This is a genomic window from Streptomyces sp. NPDC028314, from assembly GCF_055565795.1.
Genome location: NZ_JBVHTP010000018.1, coordinates 130951 through 145900 on the forward strand (window position 1 = coordinate 130951; position 14950 = coordinate 145900).

Here is a 14950-nt window from a genome sequence, read left to right on the forward strand (position 1 = left end):
CGCCTCCACCAGCCGGCCCTTTCACTTTCTCCAACGGGGGGACATCCGTCATGAACCTGCATTCCGACCAGACGGTCCGCGCTCTGCGCGGCCCGTCCGTCGACCATCGCGCGCCGTACGGCATCCCGGGCCTGATCCGGGCCGCGAGCGAGCGCACGCCCGACGCGGTGGCCTGTGCGGGCGCCGGGGAGACCTGGACCTACCGCCGGCTGGAGGAGGTCTCGGACCGCCTGGCCGCCGAACTGCTGCGCCGCGGCCTGCCCGAGGACCGGCCCGTGGCGGTGCTGGCGCAGCGCGGACCGCACATGGTGGCCGCGCTGCTCGGCGTGCTCAAGGCCGGGCTGCCCTATCTGCCGCTGGCCACCGACGAGTCGGCCGAGCGGCTCGCGCTGATCCTGGACACCGCCCGGCCGGATCTGGTCGTGGGCACCACCGGGGCGCTGGCGGACTGGCAGGGTCCGGACGGGCCCGCGCTGCTGGACGTGGAGCCGCTGTCCGCCGATCCCGACGGGTCCTACGTGCCGGGCCCCCTGCGGCCCGTCGCTCCGGACCAGCCGGTCAACGTCATCTTCACCTCCGGTTCCACGGGGACGCCCAAGGGTGTCGTGGTGCCCAGCGGTGGTGTCACCAACCGGCTGCTGTGGGGTCAGCGCCACTACGGACTGGCTCCTGGGGACCGCGTCCTGCAGAAGACCCCGTACACCTTCGACGTGTCCGGCTGGGAGATCTACTGGCCGCTGATCGTCGGCGCGCGGCTCGTGCTGCTCGCCCCCGGTGAGCACGCCGATCCGGCCGCGATCATGCAGACGGTGATCGAGGAGCGGATCACCGTCTGCCACTTCGTGCCGTCGATGCTGGACGAGTTCCTGCGCTGGCCGAACGCCGCCGAGTGCACCGGCCTGCGGCACGTGTTCTGCAGCGGTGAGGCCCTGCCGGTCACGCTGGCGCGGACCTTCGTCAAGACGCTGCCCGCCCGGCTGCACAATCTGTACGGGCCCACGGAGGCCTCGATCGAGGTCACGTACTGGGACAGCCCCCAGGACCCGGCGCTGATCGACGACGTGCCCATCGGGCGGGCCGTCGACAACTGCGAACTGCTGGTCCTGGACCGGCAGGGGCGGCCGGTGGCCGAGGGCGGGACGGGTGAACTGTGCATCGGCGGCGTTCCGTTGGCGCTCGGCTACCTCGGCCGCCCCGACCTGACGGAGCGGGTGTTCGTCCCCGGCCCCGAGGGCAGCGGCCTGGACCGCGTCTACCGCACGGGCGACCTCGTACGGGTGGTGGACGGCCAGATCCGCTACCACGGCCGGATCGACGAGCAGGTCAAGATCCGGGGCGTGCGCGTGGAGCCCGGCGAGGTCGAGAGCGTCCTGCGCGAGCACCCCGGGGTCGACGAGTGCGCCGTGGTCGTCGCCGGTGAACGGGCGCCCCGCCTGGTCGCCTTCGTCCGCCCGCACGGGGCGGACGGGGGCCGGGCCGGCCGGGGCGGGGCGCAGTGGCAGGAGGAGTGCCGCGCCCATGTCGCGGCCCGGCTGCCGTCCGCGTACGTCCCCACCCATTTCGTGGCACTGGACGCGATGCCGCTGACCCGCAGCGGCAAGCAGGACCGGGTGCTCCTGCGGCAGCGCGCCGCCGGGCTCCTCGCGCCCCGCGCGGACGGGCCGGCCGTGGAGGGCGACCCGCTGACCCGGCTGTGGGCGGAGGTGCTCGGACTCGACACCGTCGACGAGGAGGCCGACTTCCTCGCGCTGGGCGGCCACAGCCTCGCCGCGGTACGGCTGCGCGGCGAGCTGCTGCGCTCGTACGGGCTGCGGATCACCCTCGCGGAACTGCTGCGCGAGCGGATCACCCTGGCCGGTCTGCGCCGCCGCGCGGGCACCGACAGCGGAACCGCCGGCACCGGACCCGCCGGCACCGCCCTGCCCAGGCGGCCCGACCGGGCCCGCGCGCCCGTCTCCGGCGGCCAGCGCCGGCTGTGGCTGATGGAGCAGCTCTACCCGCGGCTGAGCGCCTACAACGTCGTCTCGGCCGTACGGGTCGCCGGGGGTCTCGACACGGCCCGGCTGCGCGAGGCCCTCGCCCTGGTCGTCCAGCGGCACGAGTCCCTGCGTACCGCCCTCGTCAGCGACGACTCGGGCCCCTACCAGGCGGTCGCCGAGCGCGTGGCACCGCCGCTGGAGACCCGGGTGGTGGACGGGGCGCTCACCGAGGAGCGGTGCCGCGCACTGGCGGCCGGGGCCGCGGCCGAACCGCTGCCCGTCGACCGCGCGCCGCTGCTGCGGGTCCTGTACGCCGAGGGCGGGGACGGCGACGGCTGCCTGGTCGCCGTACTGCACCACGCGATCGCGGACCAGCGGTCGGTGGACGTGTTCCTCGCGGAACTGGCGGCCGCCTACGACGGCTTCCCGCCCGCCGACGAGCCGCCGCACTTCGGCGACCTGCTGGTGGACCGGGCCGGCCGCGAGGACGCGGCGGAGCAGGAAGCGCACGTCGCGTACTGGGTGGACCGGCTGCGCGACGCTCCGCGGACGCACGGGCTGCCCTTCCAGGCGCGCCGTCCCGCCGTCACCACCTTCGAGGGCGGCGCCGTCGAGTCCGCGGTGAGCGGGGCGGACGCCCGGCTCCTGGACGAGGTGGCGCGGCGCCTCGGGGTCACTCCCGTCGCGGTGGTGCTCGCGGCCTTCACCACCGTGCTCACCTCGTGGAGCGGGCAGGAGGAGATCGTCGTCGGCGTCCCGTGGTCCTCCCGCGACGGGGGTCCCAGCGAGGACGTCATCGGGTTCCTCATCGACACCCTGCCGGTCCGGGTCGGCGTGGGCTCCGCGGAGAGCTTCTCCGCGCTGGTCCGCCAGGTCTCCGACACGATGATCGACGCCCACGGGCACGCGGGCGCCGACTTCGAGCGGATCGTCCGGGCGCTGGGCCTGCCGCGCAACCTGAGCCGCAACCCGCTGTACCAGGTCTGGTTCAACGACCTCACGCACGCGGCGCCCGCCCCCGCGTTCGGCGGGGTGCCGGCCGTCCCGGTGGAACCGGGCACCGCCGGCTCGCTGTTCGACCTCGGCCTGTACCTGCACCGCGACGGGGACTCGGACTACCGGCTCCGGCTGGTGCACGCCCGGGACGTCTTCGACGCGGAGACCGCCGGGCAGCTGCTCGGCCAGGTCGTCCGGCTCCTCCGGGAGGCCCCCGCCGACCTCGGCCGGGCGCCCTCCGGTTGGCCGCTGGGCGGCGACCGGCCGCCGGCGGAACTGGCCCCGCGTCCGTCCCTCGTCGGCGTGGCCGAGGCCTTCACCCGGGCGGCCGAACTGCACGCCGACCGGGTGGCGCTGAGCTTCCCCGGGGGCCGGATGACGTACGGGGAACTGCGCGACCGGGTGGTGGAGCGTTCGGACGCCCTGCGCGAGGCCGGCTGGTCGGGGCGCGCCGTGCTGCTGCCGGGCGACCGGTCCCCCGGGACCGTCGTCGAGCTCCTGGCGGCCCGGCACTGCGGATGCCCGGTCGCCCTGGTGGACGCCGCCCTGCCCGCCCGCCGCCTGCTGTCCGCCCTCTCCGGGTCCGGCGCCGAGGCGGTGCTCACCGGGGACGGCGCCGACTGGCCGGTACCGGTCCTGACCGGGCCGGCCCTGCCGCGTCCGGCCGGCGCCGCGGTGCGCCTCGACTGGGGACACGCCCTGTGCACCTCGGGCACCACCGGGGAGCCGAGCGTGGTGTTCGCCCCGCCCGAGGCACTGCCCGAGGCCCTGCACTGGTACCGCGAGACGTTCGGGACCGGTCCCGAGGACCGCTTCCTGATGCTGTCCGCACCGGGGCACGACCCGGTGCTGCGCGACATCCTGGTCCCCCTGACCAGCGGCGCCTCCCTCCACCTCCCGGCCGCGGGCACCGAGCCCGGGGCGCTCGTGGACGCGTTGGCGGAACACCGGATCACGGCCGTGCACGCCACCCCGGGCCTGGTCCAGCTGCTCGCCTCGGCGGCGCGCGGTACGGGCAGGCGGCTCGACCGGCTGCGGCACGTGGTGCTCTCCGGGGCGCTGCTCACCGACCCGGTGGCCCGGGAGCTGCGGCGGGCCGCCCCCGCCGCGGAGATCCACCACGGCTACGGGTCGACCGAGACCCCGCAGTTGAGCACCTGGCTGCGCTGGCGCGACCCGGCCGGAGACCCCGTGCGGCGGCGGCGCGACCGGGCGGGCGTTCCGCTGGCGGCCCGCAGCCCCTGGCGCGAACTGGTCGTCGAGGGCGCGGGCGTGGGGCAGCTCGGGGAGATCCTGGTGCGCGGGCGCGGGCTGGCGCTGGGCACCGGTCCCGTGCGGGACCCGTCGCCGTTCGGGCCCGATCCGTACGGCCGGCCGGGGGTGTCGGCGTACCGCACCGGCGACCTCGGCCGGTACACGCCCGACGGGCAGATCGAGTTCGTCGGGCGGCGCGACCGCCAGGTGTCGGTCGGCGGCCATCGGCTCGAACCGGCTGAGATCGAGGCGGCGTTGCGCGCCCACGCGGCGGTGGCGCAGTGCGTCGCCGTGGTTTCCGGGACGGAGATCACCGCCTTCGTCGCGGCGCCCGGCGCCGGCCCCGTGCTCGCGGAGGAGCTGCGCCACGAGCTGGGCTCCGTACTCCCCGGGTGGGCGGTGCCGGGCCGGATCGTCGTCCTGGACGAACTCCCGCTCGACCACAACGGAAAGGTCGACGTCCGCGCGGCCGCGGCCGCCCTGGTGCCGGAGGCACCGGTGGAGCGGCCGGTGGCCTCGGCCACCGAGGACGTGATCGTGGCCGCCCTGCGCGAGCAGCTCGGCGCGGGGGCCGGCGTACGGGGCGACGGGCTCGGCTCGCCCGACCCGCTGGATCCGGCCGCGAACTTCTTCGACGCCGGACTGACCTCGCTGTCGCTGCTGCGGATGCACGAGCGGCTGCGGGCGCAGGGGCTCACCGTCGAGGTCGTGGACCTGTTCCGCTTCCCCAACCCCCGGCTGCTCGCCCGGCATCTGCGCGGCGGCGACGCCCCCGCGCACGGCGGCGCGCTGCCCACCGCGGCCCGGTACACGTCACCGACCGGTACGGCCGCCGCCCTGACCGGCACGGCCGCCGCGCGGCGGTCGGTGCGCCGGCGCATGAACGACCAGAAGAGGACCACTCAGCGATGAACCCGCCGGAGAAGCACGACATGCACGAACAGACTGCCCAGCCCATCGCGATCGTCGGTATGGCGGGACGGTTCCCCGGCGCGGGGAACCTGGAGGAGTTCTGGCTCGCCCTGTCCGAGGGCGAGGACTGCTTCAGCACCCTCGGCGACGAGGAGCTGCGGGCCGCGGGCGTCGAGGAGCGGCACCTGCGGGACCCCCATTACGTACGCCGCATCCCGCTGCTGGAGGACGCCGACCGGTTCGACGCGGCGTTCTTCGGGATGACCCCGCGCGAGGCCTCCATGCGCGACCCGCAGCAGCGGCTGTTCCTGGAGCTGGCGCACTCGGCCCTGGAGGACGCGGGCTACGACGCGTTCGCCGTGCCCGGCACGGTCGGCGTCTACGGCGGCGCGGCCTCCAACCGGTACGCGGAGTTCAACATCCGCGCGAACAAGGAACTCGCGGCCCGCGCGGGCGCCCTGTCCCTGGACATCTACAACAACAACGACTACGTCGCCAGCACCGCCTCGTACCGCCTGGGCCTGACCGGGCCCGCCCTGTCGGTGGCCACCGCCTGCTCCACCTCGCTGGTGGCCGTGCACCTCGCGTGCGAGGCGCTGCGTGCGGGCGAGTGCGACGTCGCCCTGGCGGGCGGTACGGAGATCGAGCTGCCGTACGCGCACGGCTACCGCTGGGCACCCGGCAGCATCTACGCGCAGGACGGCGTGTGCCGTCCGTTCGACGCCAAGGCCAACGGCACCGTCTTCGGCAACGGCGGCGGTGTCGTCGTCCTCAAGCTGCTCGCCGACGCGCTGGCGGACGGGGACCCGGTGCGTGCGGTGATCCGCGGCTCCGCCGTCACCAACGACGGGGCGGACCGGGTCAGTTTCAGCGCGCCGGGCGTGGACGGGCAGATGCGGGCGGTGGTGGAGGCGATGACCGTCGCCGGGCTCGCGCCCGGGGACATCGACTACGTCGAGGCGCACGGCACCGGCACGGACATCGGCGACTCGATCGAGATCGAGGCGCTCACCTCGGCGTACCGGTTCCTGGCCGACGGCGGCGGGCTCACCCCGTCGAGCGTGGCACTCGGATCGGTGAAGTCGAACATCGGCCACCTCGGTCCGGCCGCCGGAGTCGCGGGGCTCATCAAGACCGTGCTGTGCCTGGAGCACGGCGAGCTGGTGCCCACGGTGCACTTCACCGAGCCCAACCCGAAGCTGAACCTGGGCGCGACCCCCTTCCGGGTCGTCGACCGGCGCGACGCGTGGCCGGCCGCGGAAGAGCGGCCGAGGACCGCCGCCGTGAGCTCGTTCGGCGTGGGCGGCACCAACGCGCACGTCCTGCTGGAGCAGGGGCCCGCGGCCCGGCCCGGCACCCCGGCCGACGGTCCCGAACTGCTCGTCTGGTCGGGCCGTACGGAGACCGCCGAGGAGCGGGTCCGCGCGCGGCTCGCCCGCCACCTCACCTGGCAGGGCGAGGACGGGTTCGTGGACACCGTCACGACACTGCGGCACGGCCGGACCGCACACCGGGAGCGCCGCGCCGCCGTCGCCGGCTCGGCCCGCGGGGCGGTGGACCTGCTCTGCGACGCGGAGGGCCGGGGCGTGATCCGCCCGGCGGCCGGGGCGGCCGCCCGCCCGGTCGCGCTGCTCTTCCCCGGGCAGGGCTCCCAGCGCCCGGAGATGGCCGCCGGACTGATGGGGTACGACGCGACGTTCACCGAGACGATGCGCCAGTGCCTCGACACCGTGGCCGGCCTGGGCCTCGACCTCGAACCCGCCTGGCGCGGGCCGCACGCCGCCGAACTGCTGGGGCGCACCGAGTACGCGCAGCCGCTCCTGGCGTCGGTGGGCTGCTCGCTGGCCGCGATGTGGCGGGCCTGGGGCGTCTCCCCGGTCGCGCTGCTCGGCCACAGCGTCGGCGAGCTGGCGGCCGCGGTGGTGGCGGGCGTGACGAGCCTGGAGGACGGACTGCGGCTGGTCACCGCGCGGGCGCAGGCCATGCAGGCCATGCCCGCCGGGTCGATGCTCGCCGTGTCCCTGGGCGAGCGGGAGGCCGCGGAACTTCTCGTGGACGGCGTGGTGCTCGCGGCCGTGAACGGTCCCCGTCAGAGCGTGCTCGCGGGGCCCGCCGAGGTGATCGCCGGGGTCGAGGCGCGGATGCGCGCGAACGGCGTGCAGTGCAAGCTCCTCGCCACCTCGCACGCCTTCCACAGCCCGGCCATGGCCCCGGCCGCCGAACGGTTCCTGGAGGCGTTCGACGGCGTGTCCCTGTCCGCGCCGGGGATCCCGGTGGTCTCGGCCGCCACGGGGCTGCCGCTGACCGACGAGCAGGCCGTGGACCCGGCGTTCTGGGCCGGGCAGCTCACCGCCCCGGTGTTCTTCGGGCCCGCGCTGGCGCGGCTCCTGGACGGACAGCGGCTGACCACGCTGGAGGCCGGGCCCGGGCGCGCCCTGTCCGCGCTGGCGCGCCGGCACGGCACGGACAGCCTGGCGGTACCCGGCCTCGGCCCGGCGGGGAGCGACCGGGAGGCCGTCCTCGCGGCGGCGGGTGCCCTGTGGACCGAGGGCCACGAGCTGCGCTGGGACGCCGTGGGTCCGGCCCGGCCCGCGCGCCGGATATCCCTGCCGGCCTACCCGTACGAGCGGGAGCGGCACTGGATCAGCCCGCCCGCGCCGTCCTCGCCGCAGCTGCCGGAGGCCGCCGCGCCCGAACCGGAGCAGGTGGAGCCGGGCGGTGCGCAGCAGCAGGCGCCCGCCGCAGCGGAGCCCGCGCCGGTACGGGACACCGCGCCCGCGCCCTCCCCGCTGTCGGTGATGCGCTGGGAGGAGCTCCCCACCGGGACGCGTCCGCCCCGCCACCGCAGCAGCGTCGCGCTGGCCCTGCTGCCGCAGGACCCCGAGGCCGCCCGCCACGTGACGGCCGTACTGGGCCGGGCCGGACACCGCGTGGTGCCCGCCCGCCCGGACAGCCTCCGCTCCGTGCTGGACGCTCTGCTGGCCCGGGGCGAGGAGCCCGCCGTCTACGTGCACGCCCTCGCGGCGCAGCCCTGGCCCGACGCCACCCCCGACACCATCGAGGAGCAGGCCGCCGCGGGCGTGGAGAGCGCGTACGCCCTCGTCCAGGCCGTGGTCCGGCACTCCCGGCCGCGGCTGCCCGCCCGGTTCCTGCTGCTCGCCGCGCAGGCCGCCGACGTGTCCGGCGGCGAGGCCGTCAACCCGGCCAAGGCGGCGCTCGCCGGGCTGGCCAGGACCGTCCCGCTCGAAGTGCCCGGCGCGCAGTGCATGCTGCTCGACGTGTCGCCGGGCACCGATGCGGACCTGATCACCCAGCAGGTGCAGGAGCCGCGGTGGCCGGCGGTGGTCGCGCTGCGCGGCGACCGCCGCTGGGTTCCCGTGGAGGTGCCGATCCCCCACGAACCGGCCACCGCGCCCCCGGTCCGCGCGGGCGGGACGTACCTGATCACCGGCGGGTTCGGCGGGCTCGGCCTGGCGGTCGCACGCGGGCTGGCCGAGACCGGTCTGGCTCCCACCCTCGTCCTGGTCGGCCGCTCGGGGCTCAGCGGCTCGGCCGCCGACGAGGTCGCCGGGCTCGAACGGCTCGGCGCGAGGGTGCTGGCCGAGCGCGGGGACGTCACCGACGAGGGGTCCGTACGCGCCCTGGTGCAGCGCGTGGAGAGCTCGGCGGGGCAGGTCCACGGCGTCCTGCACGCGGCCGGGCTGCCCGGCGAGGGCATGATCGCCTTCCGGACGCCCGAGCAGGTCAGGGCGGTGCTGTGGCCCAAGCTGCTCGGCACGCTGGTGCTGGAGCGGGTGTTCGCGGACCGTCCCCGGCTGGACTTCTTCACCTCGTTCTCCAGCCGCGCCTCGATCTCCGGGCTGGTCGGCAGCGCCGACTACGCGGCGGCCAACGCGTTCCTCGACGCGCACGCATCCGTCTCCCGGCAGCGCTGCGTCAGCGTGAACTGGCCGAGCTGGGCGAGCGTCGGGATGGCCGCCAGGTCCCGCGTGGACCCGGGCAGCGGCGAACCGCTCTCCGCGTGGACCGCGGAGCAGCACCGCGCGCCGCAAACCCTGGTGTACGAGGAGGAGTTGTCGGAGAAGGACTGGGTGCTCGACGAGCACCGGTTCGCCGGGCGCGCGGTCCTGCCGGGCACCGGCCATCTCGACCTGGTGGTCCGCGCGGCCCGGGAGCTGTGCCCGGAGCTCGCGGACGTGCCGGTGAGCCTGGGCGAAGTGGTCTTCCGCCGGCCCCTGTTCGTCGACGGCACGCAGCGGGTCCGGGTCGTCCTCGAACCGCGCGGCGACGCCTGGGCCTTCTCGGTCCGCAGTGGCTCCACCGTGCACTGCGACGGCCGGGTCGGCGCCGCGGCCGAGCCGTCCGCGCCCGAGGTGGACCTGGCGGCGGTGTCCGCACGGATGACGGAGACCGTCGACGCGTCCGGCGCCGGTGACCTCGCGGAGCTCGGGCCGCACTGGCTCAACGTCACCGGACTGCGCCGTTCGGCGGACGAGCAGCTGGGTTCGCTCGCTCTCGACGAGAGTCTGCGCGCCGAGCTGGACGGCCACCCGCTGCACCCGGCGCTGCTCGACAGCGCCACCGCGCTCACCCGGCGCCGCGAGGACGCCCACCACCTGCCGCTGCTGTACGGCGCGGTCACGGTGTACCGCGACCTGCCCGGCGAGTTCAGCAGCCACGTACGGCACGTGCGGGGCGGCGGTGACAGCGGAGTCCTGGTCTCCGACATCGACCTGGTGGGCCCGGACGGGAAGGTGGCGGTCTCCGTGCGCGGCTTCACGATGCGCAGGGTGGAGGGCAACCCCTTCGAGGCCGGCTCCACCGAGGAGCAGCCCCCGGCGGAGCCGGCCGGACTGCCCTCCTCGGACGGCATCCCGCCCGGCGAGGGGGTGGCCCTGCTGTTCGACGTGCTGAGCGGGCGCCCGGCGCGGCAGGTCACCGTACGCCCGTACCGCGACGGGGCGCCGCTGGCCCCGGAGACGGTGCGGGCGCCGCTGGTGGCCGCACCCGCCGGCCCGGTCTCCGCACCGGCACCGCTCGCCCCGGCCCCGGCCCCGGTTGCGGCGCAGGCCGCGGCCGAGCCCGCCTCCGCGCCCGTCACCCCGACACAGGCGGGCGGCAGCGGCCAGGACATGGCCGAGATGCTGGAGGAGACCTGGCGGGCCGCCCTCGGCATGGGATCCATCGACCACGGCGCGGACTTCTTCGCCCTCGGCGGGGACTCGCTCAGCGCCGTCGGCCTGATCGCGGAGGTCCGGGACCGGCTGGGCATCGAGCTGAGCATCGGCATCCTCTTCGAGTTCCCGACCATCTCGGCCCTGGCCGCCCAGCTGCGCCGCCAGACGGAGGGAGCCCGATGAGCACGCCCGTGAGCACCTCCGAGGAGCCGCGCTGGTCCGTCCGCGGGGAACGCCGCGCGGACCCGCGGCTGCGGCTGTACTGCTTCCACCACGCGGGCGGGTCCGCGTCCGAGTTCACGCGGTGGCACCGCTACCTGCCCGAGGACGTCGACGTGTGCGCCGTACAGCTCCCCGGCCGCGGAGCGCGGGTCAAGGAGCGCCCGCACACCCGCATGCGCCCGCTTGTGGAGGAGCTGGCCGGGCAGATCGGGACGGACCTGCCGATGGTCTTCTTCGGGCACAGCTTCGGCGCGCTGGTCGCGTTCGAACTGGCGCGGGCGCTGGTGGAGTCGGGCGGGCCCGCGCCGCGGCACCTGTTCCTCTCCGCCCGCCCCGCTCCCGGCCTGGTCACGCACGAGGGCAGCATCCACGACCTGCCCGAGGCGGAGTTCCTCGACGTCGTGGACCGCCGCCACGGCGGGGTCCCGGCGGAGCTGCGCGAACACCCCGAGCTGCGCGGGATGGTCCTGCCGTACTTCCGGGCCGACTACGAGGTCATCGAGACGTACCGGCCCGTCGCGGGCGCTCCCCTCCCGGTGCCGGCGACCGTACTGGGAGGGACCGACGACCCGATCCCCTTGGCGCAGCTGGAGGCGTGGCAGGAGCACCTGTCCGGCCCGTTCGGGCTGCGGATGTTCCCCGGCGGCCACTTCTACCTCCGGCCGCGGCGGTCGGCCGTGCTGGACCTGGTGCGCGCGGTGGCCCGATGAGCACGGACGTCCGCGCCGCGCCCGCGGGAAGGCGGCTCGGCGCACCGTACGAGCTGCTGCTGTTCGCCTTCGTGGTGTCCGGGCTGGGCAACTGGATCTACCGCCTGGCGCTGCCGCTGATGGTGTTCGAGCTGACCGGCTCGGCGCTGAACACCGCGGTGGTGTACGCGCTGGAGTACGCGCCGCTGCTGTTGCTCTCGCTGCCGGGCGGGGTGATCGCCGACCGGTTCGAGCGGCGGCGGATCCTGGTCGTGGGCGACCTGGCGGCCACGGTGCTCGCGGGGGTCCTCGCGCTCATCGTGACGTCGGGGTCCTCGTCGGTGCTGCTGGTCTACCTGGCGGCGTTCCTGCTCGCGTGCGTGGAACCGCTGTACTACCCGGCGTTCCAGGGGATGGTGCCGGACCTGGTCCGCGACAAGGACCTGGAGCGCGCCAACTCCTGGATGCAGATGGGCGACAACGTGATGAGCCTCGCCGGCCCGGCCGTGGCCGGCGTGCTCATCGCCGCCCTCGGCTACGAGGGCGCGATCTGGGCCGACGCGGGCACCTTCGCCGTGTCGGCCCTGGCGATGGTGGCCGTCAAGGCCAGGTCGAAGCCGCCCGCGGTGCGGGAGGCGGAGCCGGTACGCCGCAACCTGCTGGGGGAGATGAAGGACGGCCTGGTCCACATCACCCGGGACAACCGGCCCCTGCTCAGCGGGGCGGTCCTGTTCGCCCTCGCCAATCTGGGTACCTGGCTGGTGCAGGCGAACCTCGTCTACTACCTCAGCGACTACCGGGCGATGTCGCCCACCCTGATCGGAGCGGTCTTCGCGGCGCAGGGCGCCGGGGCCGTGCTGGGGGCCGCCGTGTGCCCCTGGCTGGGCCGCCGCTTCGCACCCGGCCGGGTCGTCATCGCGGGCACGGTGCTCGCGGGCGCCGGGATCGTCCTGCTGATCCCGTTGCGGGGCGTCGTCGGCATCTGCGTGCTGTGGGCGGTGATCTACGGCATCGGCACGGTGAACATGGTGAGCTGGTTCGTCCTGCGCCAGCGCACCGTGCCCGCGCAGCTGCTGGGCCGGGTGGTGGCGACCACCCGGATGATCGCCTTCATGTCGATCCCGGTCGCCTCGGTGCTGGGGGGTGTGCTGGAGCAGCGGTGGCACAACATGTACCTGATCATCGCGATCGCGGGCCTGCTGCGCCTGGCCGTTGGCCTGGGCGCCCTGGTGTCACCGCTCAACTCGGCCGCAGGCTGGCGCGATCCGGCCGATTCCTGACGGCGGGGCCGGGACCACGACCGCGGCCAGGAGCAGTTCCGGGGTGGCCGCCCAGCGTCCTGCGTAGCGCAGGGGCGCGGGCGGCTCCCCGGCCCCTGGGCTCTCCCGGGTCCCCGGCGTCTCCCCCGCCCCTCCGGTGTCCCCGGCTCCGGCCGCTCCGGCCCTCGCGACGATCTCGGCGTGGAAGGTCCCCGCCGCCGGGTCGAAGGTGACCGAGGCGTCCCGGAAGCCCAGCGGGCGGCGCGTCAGGGGGAACCACGCCTTGTACACCGCCTCCTTGGCGCAGCACAGCAGCCGGTCCCAGCTCACCTCGGGGCCTTCGGCGGACAGGGCCGCGAGCCGCGCCACCTCCTCCGGCCGGGCGACGGCGCCGAGCACGCGGGGACGCAGCGCGACGTGCGGTTCCGCGTCGATCCCCAGGGCCCGGACGTGTTCGCCGCGGGCCACCGCCGCCGCCCGGTACCCGGCGGTGTGGGTCATGCTTCCGACCACGCCCGAAGGCCAGCGCGGCGCCCCGCGCTCACCGGGCACCAGCGGCAGGGCGGGTACGCCGATCTCGGCCAGGGCGCGGCGGGCGCAGTGCCGGACCGTGGTGAACTCCCGCCGCCGCCCCTCGTGGCGCGCCGGCCCCAGCGCCGCCAGCTCCTCGGGGAACAGGGTGGACTCGGGTACGTCGACGGCGGACTCGGCACACGCCACGGCGTCCGGCAGGATCGTTCTGAGCACGCCTGGACCCTAAGGGCTGTCCCGTAATCCCCGGCGGGCGCACGACGACAGCTACGGCACCTCGCCGCGTTGTCGGAGCGCCCGGATACGCCCAGTATGAGGACGCTCCTCCGCCTTGCGATGCACCGCATCTGACGCCGCGCGCTGATCCACCGGGGATTACGGGACAGCCCTTAGCGGGACGCTGCGGCCGGAGCGGACCGGACAGCGCGCGGCCGATGGGCGGCCGGAACCGATGTTCCGTCATTTCCGCTGGTGGGCCCGGCTGCTAGCGTGAGATGAAACCGCCTTGTGCACCGACGGAAACGACACGGCATTGTCCATCAAGGGGGATATCCGCGATGACCAGCGGTATTGACCACACGTCCAAGGAATTACCCGCACCCGCGACGGGCTCCACGAAGCGGCCGCCGGGTCTGCGACTGCCCGCGGTGGTCCAGACCCTCCTCTTCGCGCAGTACCGGCACCGATTGTTCCCCCTGCTCCGCCGCAGGCACGGGGACGTCTTCACGCTCCGGCTCACCGCCCCGACCCGGCACCTGGTGATCCTCTCCCGGCAGGAGGACATCAAGACCGTGTTCGGCGGTCCGGTGGAGGTCCTGCACGCGGGAGAGGGCAACGGGATCATGGGCCCGGCCCTGGGGGACCACTCCGTGCTCCTCACCGACGAGGAAGAGCACCGCAGGGCCCGCCGGCTGCTGATGCCCGCCTTCACCGGTGCGGCGCTGGCCGGTTACCAGGAGATGATCGGGCGCCTGACCAAGGCGGAGGTGGAGAGCTGGCCCCGGGAGACGGTGTTCAGCTCCCACGAGCGGATGCAGGCCCTGACCCTGGAGATCATCATCCAGGTGGTGTTCGGGGTGACCGACGAGGCGCGGCTGAAGAGGATGCGCCCGCTCGTGCGCGGCATCGCGGACATCGGCCCGGTGACCCTGCTCGGCCTGCCCTACCCGCTGCTCCAGCGGGTAGGCCCCTGGCGCCGCCACACCGCTCTCCAGCGCGGGCTCGACAAGCTGCTGTACGAGGAGATCACCCGTCGGCGCGCCGCCGTCGACCTGGCCAGCAGGACCGATGTGCTGTCCCGGCTGCTCCAGGCGGAGGAGAACCGCAGCGGCGGAGGCTTCAACGACGCCGAACTGCGCGACCAGCTCATCACGCTGCTGCTGGCCGGACACGAGACCACGGCCACGGGCCTGGCCTGGGCGATCCACGAACTGGTGCGCAACCCGGCGCAGTTGAAGCGGGCGCAGCGCGCCGCGGACGAGGGCGACGAGGCGTACCTGACGGCCGTCGCCAAGGAGGCGCTGCGCCTCAAGCCGGTGGTGTACGAGGTGGCCCGGCAGCTGACCGAACCGCTGACGGTCGGCGGCTACCGGCTGCCCGCCGGTGCCACGGTGATGCCCGCCATCGGCCTGGTGCAGTCCGATCCGGCCCACCACCACCAGCCGGACGAGTTCCGTCCCGAACGCTTCCTGGACGCCCAGCCGCCCGCGAACACCTGGATCCCGTTCGGCGGGGGCGCCCGCCGCTGCATCGGGGCCGGGTTCGCCCTCCTGGAGGCCACGGTCGCGCTGCGCGAGATGCTCCTGCGGTACGAGATCCGGCCCGACCGGCCCGCCCCCGAGGAGCAGAAGGCCCACCACGTCACGCTGATCCCCTCCCGGGGTGCGCGTGTCGTGGTGAGCCCCCGCCGCTGACGCGGGCGCCGCCCGCAC

The 14950-nt window shown here is 75.2% G+C and carries 6 protein-coding genes; 5 read left to right on the top strand and 1 reads right to left on the bottom strand.

Features of this window, described 5'->3' with window-relative positions:
• Nucleotides 1–50: 50 nt before the first annotated feature.
• Genes ACZ4TG_RS33190 through ACZ4TG_RS33205 form a run of 4 tightly spaced genes read left to right on the top strand, consistent with a single transcriptional unit; the run spans nucleotide 51 to nucleotide 12509 of the window.
• A complete protein-coding gene (locus ACZ4TG_RS33190) occupies nucleotides 51–5141 on the top strand; it encodes an amino acid adenylation domain-containing protein (RefSeq protein ID WP_468170267.1) in 5091 nt (1696 codons plus the stop codon).
• A gap of 20 nt (nucleotides 5142–5161) precedes the next feature.
• Nucleotides 5162–10501: a type I polyketide synthase gene (locus ACZ4TG_RS33195; protein WP_468170269.1), complete on the top strand. Its 5340-nt coding sequence runs from the start codon at nucleotides 5162–5164 to the stop codon at nucleotides 10499–10501.
• Nucleotides 10498–11250 carry a thioesterase II family protein gene (locus ACZ4TG_RS33200; RefSeq protein ID WP_468170271.1) on the top strand — a complete coding sequence of 251 codons (753 nt, stop codon included), beginning with the start codon at nucleotides 10498–10500 and terminating at the stop codon, nucleotides 11248–11250. Before ACZ4TG_RS33195 ends, ACZ4TG_RS33200 begins: the two co-directional genes overlap by 4 nt.
• On the top strand, nucleotides 11247–12509 hold the full coding sequence (locus ACZ4TG_RS33205) for an MFS transporter (protein WP_468170273.1): 1263 nt from the start codon (nucleotides 11247–11249) through the stop codon (nucleotides 12507–12509). The genes ACZ4TG_RS33200 and ACZ4TG_RS33205 overlap by 4 nt, the downstream gene beginning before the upstream one ends.
• On the opposite strand, the gene ACZ4TG_RS33210 is transcribed toward ACZ4TG_RS33205, so the two are convergent.
• Nucleotides 12462–13235 carry a 4'-phosphopantetheinyl transferase family protein gene (locus ACZ4TG_RS33210; protein WP_468170275.1) on the bottom strand — a complete coding sequence of 258 codons (774 nt, stop codon included), beginning with the start codon at nucleotides 13233–13235 and terminating at the stop codon, nucleotides 12462–12464. The genes ACZ4TG_RS33205 and ACZ4TG_RS33210 overlap by 48 nt on opposite strands.
• Before the next feature lie 341 nt (nucleotides 13236–13576).
• Between ACZ4TG_RS33210 and ACZ4TG_RS33215 the strand changes: the two genes are divergently transcribed.
• Nucleotides 13577–14932 carry a cytochrome P450 gene (locus tag ACZ4TG_RS33215; protein ID WP_468170277.1) on the top strand — a complete coding sequence of 452 codons (1356 nt, stop codon included), beginning with the start codon at nucleotides 13577–13579 and terminating at the stop codon, nucleotides 14930–14932.
• Nucleotides 14933–14950: the final 18 nt, after the last annotated feature.